At 61.6% G+C, this 5,154-nt stretch carries 7 protein-coding genes; 1 reads left to right on the plus strand and 6 read right to left on the minus strand.

From position 1 onward, the window contains the following. The 4 genes from KGZ40_07050 to KGZ40_07065 all read right to left on the minus strand — a co-directional run. Positions 1-827, minus strand: an 827-nt coding sequence (locus KGZ40_07050) for a site-2 protease family protein (protein MBS3957270.1), incomplete at its 3' end; no start/stop codon positions are given. A gap of 70 nt (positions 828-897) precedes the next feature. Beyond that, on the minus strand, positions 898-1,692 hold the full coding sequence (locus KGZ40_07055; GenBank protein MBS3957271.1) for an S-methyl-5'-thioadenosine phosphorylase: 795 nt from the start codon (positions 1,690-1,692) through the stop codon (positions 898-900). 103 nt (positions 1,693-1,795) lie between these two features. After that, positions 1,796-2,797: an HD domain-containing protein gene (locus tag KGZ40_07060; protein ID MBS3957272.1), complete on the minus strand. Its 1,002-nt coding sequence runs from the start codon at positions 2,795-2,797 to the stop codon at positions 1,796-1,798. A 99-nt stretch (positions 2,798-2,896) separates the two neighbouring features. Continuing rightward, a complete protein-coding gene (locus KGZ40_07065) occupies positions 2,897-3,703 on the minus strand; it encodes an SAM-dependent chlorinase/fluorinase (protein ID MBS3957273.1) in 807 nt (268 codons plus the stop codon). A gap of 130 nt (positions 3,704-3,833) precedes the next feature. Here KGZ40_07065 and KGZ40_07070 point away from each other — a divergent pair, with 130 nt between their 5' ends. Beyond that, positions 3,834-4,280 (plus strand): hypothetical protein, encoded by a 447-nt coding sequence (locus KGZ40_07070; protein ID MBS3957274.1) that lies wholly within the window; start codon positions 3,834-3,836, stop codon positions 4,278-4,280. 2 nt (positions 4,281-4,282) lie between these two features. Here KGZ40_07070 and KGZ40_07075 read toward each other — a convergent pair whose 3' ends face one another. Together KGZ40_07075 and KGZ40_07080 are read right to left on the minus strand one after the other, a co-directional pair. After that, positions 4,283-4,642 (minus strand): hypothetical protein, encoded by a 360-nt coding sequence (locus tag KGZ40_07075; protein MBS3957275.1) that lies wholly within the window; start codon positions 4,640-4,642, stop codon positions 4,283-4,285. A gap of 91 nt (positions 4,643-4,733) precedes the next feature. Next, the coding region (locus tag KGZ40_07080) for a hypothetical protein (protein MBS3957276.1) at positions 4,734-5,154 on the minus strand (421 nt) is incomplete at its 5' end.

Consider the following 5,154-nt stretch of genomic DNA (forward strand, 5'->3'; position numbering starts at 1 on the left):
CCGAGGAAGTATTCCTCGGCGAGCCTGTCCAGCGTAATGACGCCTGGTGCCACGACCGGGTCCGGCGACATGATCGAGGCGACCTCGACGCCTTCGAGCGTGGTTTTTAGCAGCTGCTGGCGGTACGATCCTTCCGCCAATGTCGCAATGAACCAGCCGATAAGTCCGAGCCAAATCAGATCGAATGCTCCCTGCAACACACCGATGACGGCCAACGCAACCATCGCGTATCCGATGAACTGTCCCGCGCGGCTTGCCCACAGCGTCGCCTTAAGGTGGTTTCCGGACGCGCCCCACAGCAGGGCACGCAGTACACGGCCACCGTCGAGAGGAAACCCTGGCAACAGGTTGAAAACACCGACCCAGAAGTTGATGAACGACAGGTACTGCAAGGGTGCCCACGCCACGTTGCTCACACCCAAAGAGACAGCGGTGACGTATCCCATGAAGAACATCGCGGCAAGCACGAAACTCGCGAACGGACCCGCGAGCGCCATCACAAGCTCTCTACCAGGGCTTGAGGGTTCCTGCTCCATCTCGGCGACACCGCCAAACATGAACAAGGTCACCTTGCGAACCTTGATGCCACCGGTACGAGCGACCAGTGAGTGACTCAACTCATGGATGACGATCGAGGCGAAAAACAGCAGCGTCGTGATCACACCGCTCGACACGTTCACCCATGGATTTCGACCCGGGAACGCCGCTGGAAAGTAGCTCAGCGACAGGGACGTCGAAACGAGCACGAAGATGATCAGCCACGTCGGGTTGATCTCGAGCGGTATGCCGAACAGACGTCCGAGCCTAAACGAGGGCAGGTTGAACATCTGGCCGCATCACCTCCATGTCACAACGACGGCCTCCGCACGTAACCACGCACGAGTGTCACGATACCGGCTAGAAACTGGCGCCCTCAAGCGCTGAGGCGCACCCGCATGCGCGCTCGCCTGGGAGAGCTGGAATCATCTCATACAGCAGGCTCTTCACTTTCTCGTTGTTCTCCTTGAAGACGCGCACGACCTCTTCGTTGGTGACCGGCTCCACGCCCTCGATGCCCGCGTCGTGATCAGTAATGAGAGAGATGTTGCAGTAGCAGATCTCAAGTTCCCGTGCGAGGTAGCACTCTGGGTACTGTGTCATGTTGATGACTTCCCAGCCCTGGGACGCGAACCACCTCGACTCCGACCTCGTAGAGAACCTGGGGCCCTGGATTACGACGACCGTTCCGGCGGGGTGAGCACGGATACCGAGCTTCGATGCGGTGCTGTAGGCGACCTCTCGCATCGCAGGACAGTAAGGATCCGCAGCTGACACGTGGGTTGTCACCGGACCATCAAAGAAGGTGTCCTTGCGACCCCATGTCCGATCGACGAACTGGTCACAGATGACAAAATCACCCGGCTCTATCTCCGGCTGTAGCGAACCACATGCGTTGGGCCCGATGATCCGAGTGACTCCCAGCTCCTTCATCGCCCAAAGATTCGCGCGGTAGTTGATCATGTGCGGAGGCAAAGAGTGCTCCTTGCCATGCCGCGGCAGGAAAGCGACGGCACGACCGCCGATCTCGCCATGCATTACCGGCGACGATGGGGCACCAAACGGGGTCGATATCCGATATTCCCTCGGATTGTCGATCAACTCATAAAAACCGCTTCCGCCAAACACTCCGATCTCTGCAGCGGGAAGTACCATCAAGGACTCCTCCAATCAATCGCAAACGACGACGGCGTGTCATCTGATTGTAGTGCATGCGCCACTCGTGACCACCGCGTCGTGACCGCCGCGCCCACGGGAGTCACGTGCGCACGAGCAGATGAGCGTCTTCCACCGCGGGCACCGGACGTTGCTCGCTAGCGGCTGCAGGAGCCCACAGCGGGCGCCGGAACAAGTTCTCGGCGTCCGTCCACCTCTCCTCGACCAGCATCGCCCCTCCCGTAAATGACAGGAAACCGTCCGCCTTCGCGTCAAGGTTGTCCGCGTGATGGAGGAGAAGCGCTTCGATCGTTGAAGGTCGCCGGGGCGATCCCCATTCAAGCTCGCCATGGTGCGACAGTAGCGCATGCGACAGGCGGGTAAGCACATCCTCCGGCACGCCCCGAGTGGTTCGCCTGACCGCCTCTCGCACGCGTCGTTCCCCGAGCACGACGTGGCCGAGCAACCTTCCCTCATCTGTGTATCCTACCGTGGTGCCGTAGGTGAGCTCATCAACTTTTCCGACGTCGTGGAGGAGTGCGGCCGTGACGAGCAAGTCTCCGTCCACACGGTCATAGAGGGCCTCAAGCGCGCGACACACGGTCGCGACCGCGAGAGTGTGTTCGATGAGCCCTCCGAGATAGGCGTGGTGGTGCGTGCGGGCACCCGGACACCGCTCGAAGCGTTCGAAAAAGCCAGCGTCCCCAAAGACAGCCTTCAAGACGCGTCTGAGCGACGCGTCTCTCACGGTCGCCGCGATCGCCTTGAAACCCGCGAGTGTCTCACCCCGATCACGTTTGGACGCTTCCATGAGATCGGCAGGGTCATACGTGGCAACGGGAGTGATCACCTCAACGGAAACGCGCTTGTTGCCACGATACGAGGTTACCGTTCCTGTCACGCGCGCTACCGTACCTGTAGGAATGGCGGCCGCATCGGCGGGAGGCCTGAACATCACCGCTGGGATACGACCGCTCCTGTCGCCCAGTTCGAGCGCTAAGAACGCCTCTCCGCGCTGGGTCGCGCGCATCTCTTTTGCGCACAGAGCGAAGAGTGTGTCTACTCGCGATCCCTCGGCGAGTTCCCTGACGTACTGCCGCTTCATGGTTTCACCCTCCGTTATCCGCCATCTCTCGTCTTACGGTAACGGGAGGGTCTGACACGAGGGGGTGCCCCACGTACACAGCGGCCGTCTCGGCGCGCTTTAGCTCCGCGGGCGAATACGGACTCGCGCGCCAGCCTCTATGCCGAAGCGCTCGGCCGCGCTCGCCTGACGGACAGCGAGCGTCAACCACCCCGACGAATCGATGAGCGCAACCGGTTCGCCTTCAGCGACATCTGAGAAAGTCTCGGCAAACGGAACCGTGATCACGAGATGACCGAAGCCGAGTTCGATATAGTCGCGCGCGAGGCCGAGTTCCTCGATCTGCCCGGCCGCTACCCGAAGTCTGACCGAGCCGAATCGGTCGTATTCGAGCACGTCCGCCACGACAAAATCACCGTCTATCTCAGTAGGACGGAACGGAACGGGAACCAACGTTTCGGGTGGGACAAGCGTACCCAGATATCGAGGCTCGACCCCGCATGCGAGGGCCGCCGCCGCGGGCGCTAAGACGTCCCTCGCGTAAAACGTACCGAGCGGCTTGCGGAAATCGACTTTGGATGGATCGATGACGATCGCCTCCGCCACGCCCCCCGCACGTTCTGCGGCGAGCATGAGAACCCCGTTGTCGGGCCCGACGAGACGAACGCCCGTCCCCGTAACGAGGCACAGGTCAAGACGCCCCCCTCCGACGGTCGGATCCACAACGATCAAATGTATCGCCTCGGGCAGCTGATAGACGCCGGCAGCGGCTACCGCGGCACCCTTTCGCACGTCAAAAGGAGGAATCTGGTGCCCTAAATCGACTACCCGGGCGGTAGGACACGCACGATGAATCACCGCGTGACATACACCGACCCACGCATCCTCGAGCCCGAAGTCTGACACGAAGCACACGATGTTTTGCACGCGGGCTCTCCTCTCTCGCGCACAACCCGTCCGACCACTCCACTATACCCGTACCACAGACGCCGAGCGCCGCTTTGCGGGATGCACTACCATGTGCGTCAGACCAGTCCCACTGGAGAGGCGGGGTGCGATGCGTATCGTGCTGCAGAGCTTCGTGTTCGCGTCTATGGTCGCCGTGGCCCTATCGGGATCCGGATGCTCGAGGAGCGAGATCGTTTTCGTGTCAGAGAGCGCGACGTACACCTTCCAGGAGGTCGAACAGCTACCGAGCGCTCTTGACAGACCTCGGCATGCCGGGACCCCTGCCACTGAAGCGCCAAACCTCAGGCGCGATGCCCTCGTCGAGTTGCGAGGCATGGGATCCGAAGCCGCGGATCTCGCCGAACTCGTCACTCGTTCACTTCCTAGCACGACCCGTGCTGTCCCGTACTACGCTGAAGCGGCCGACGTCGAGGGCGTTCCCTCATGGATAGTGGTGGAGATTTGGGGGACCGGTGACGGAACTCTCGACTACACCAGGACTTGGGTGCTCGATAGGGCGACCGGTGATGTGCTGTTCTCCTCATCGGGAAAGTGACGTCAAGCTGAGGCTCTGCCGCACGCCCACTCCTCAACCTCGCTCGCGATACGCATAGCGCTCACTCCGCCGCACTTGAGGTCCTCCGCGATGAGCTTGGCAATGACCCGCCGCCGGTACGCTATCACCTCCGGTGCCGAAGAACGCGCCGACATGCGCCGCACCGTGGCATTGAAGTACGCCCGTGTCCTCGCGCGAATCTCATGGGCGCTCTGTCCGCGCGAGGGCGAAAGATTGCGAAGCGTCGCTTCACACGCGGCCTGAGCGAGCGTTTCCGGCACGCCCCGCGCACGCACCGAGCGATCGACCAGCGTCGCCAGGTACGCTTCGAGCACACTGCCGCCATCAATCAACGTGACCACAATCGACCACCTCCATATCGAACATCTGTTCTCAGTGAAGAGTAGCCGGACGCTCTGACACGTCCCTGCCGGGCGGGGCGCCGCCGATGAGTCAGGCGCTTACTTGCACAAGGAAACTCTTGAGGGAGGCGGCCGCCCACAGCTGTATCATCGTGAGGACGAGTGCGATAAGAACCGCAGGCCATGCGTCGCGCAACTTTGCCGCCCTCCGCTCGAACGGGGGAAGCAAACTCACGATCACCAGATTCACGGCTGTGAACGTGACGAGGATCGCCGCTACCACCAGAAGCGAGAAGACCGGACCTGTCAGCGGGAGCACCCACCAAATGAGGGCATACGAAACCGGCATCCCGAGCAGGAACAATCCTGCCGCCCGAGGCGAACCGAGCACCCTGCCGGATCCAGGAACCGTCCAGAGCTGGCTTGCGAGTAGCGGGTTGACCCACGCCGCTATCGCGAACCCAGCCGCCAGTCCAGTAGCGAGCCGCAACTCGTTATTAGTGGCTCGCACA

It is taken from the genome of Clostridiales bacterium, assembly GCA_018333995.1.
Lineage (GTDB): Bacteria > Actinomycetota > Coriobacteriia > Anaerosomatales > SLCP01 > JAGXSG01.

Bases quoted from the DNA above. Each gene is read 5' to 3' on its own strand.
- KGZ40_07055 (MBS3957271.1), bottom strand. From the start codon at position 1,692: ATGGTACTTCCCGCTGCAGAGATCGGAGTGTTTGGCGGAAGCGGTTTT.
- KGZ40_07060 (MBS3957272.1), bottom strand. From the start codon at position 2,797: ATGAAGCGGCAGTACGTCAGGGAACTCGCCGAGGGATCGCGAGTAGAC.
- KGZ40_07070 (MBS3957274.1), top strand. From the start codon at position 3,834: ATGCGTATCGTGCTGCAGAGCTTCGTGTTCGCGTCTATGGTCGCCGTG.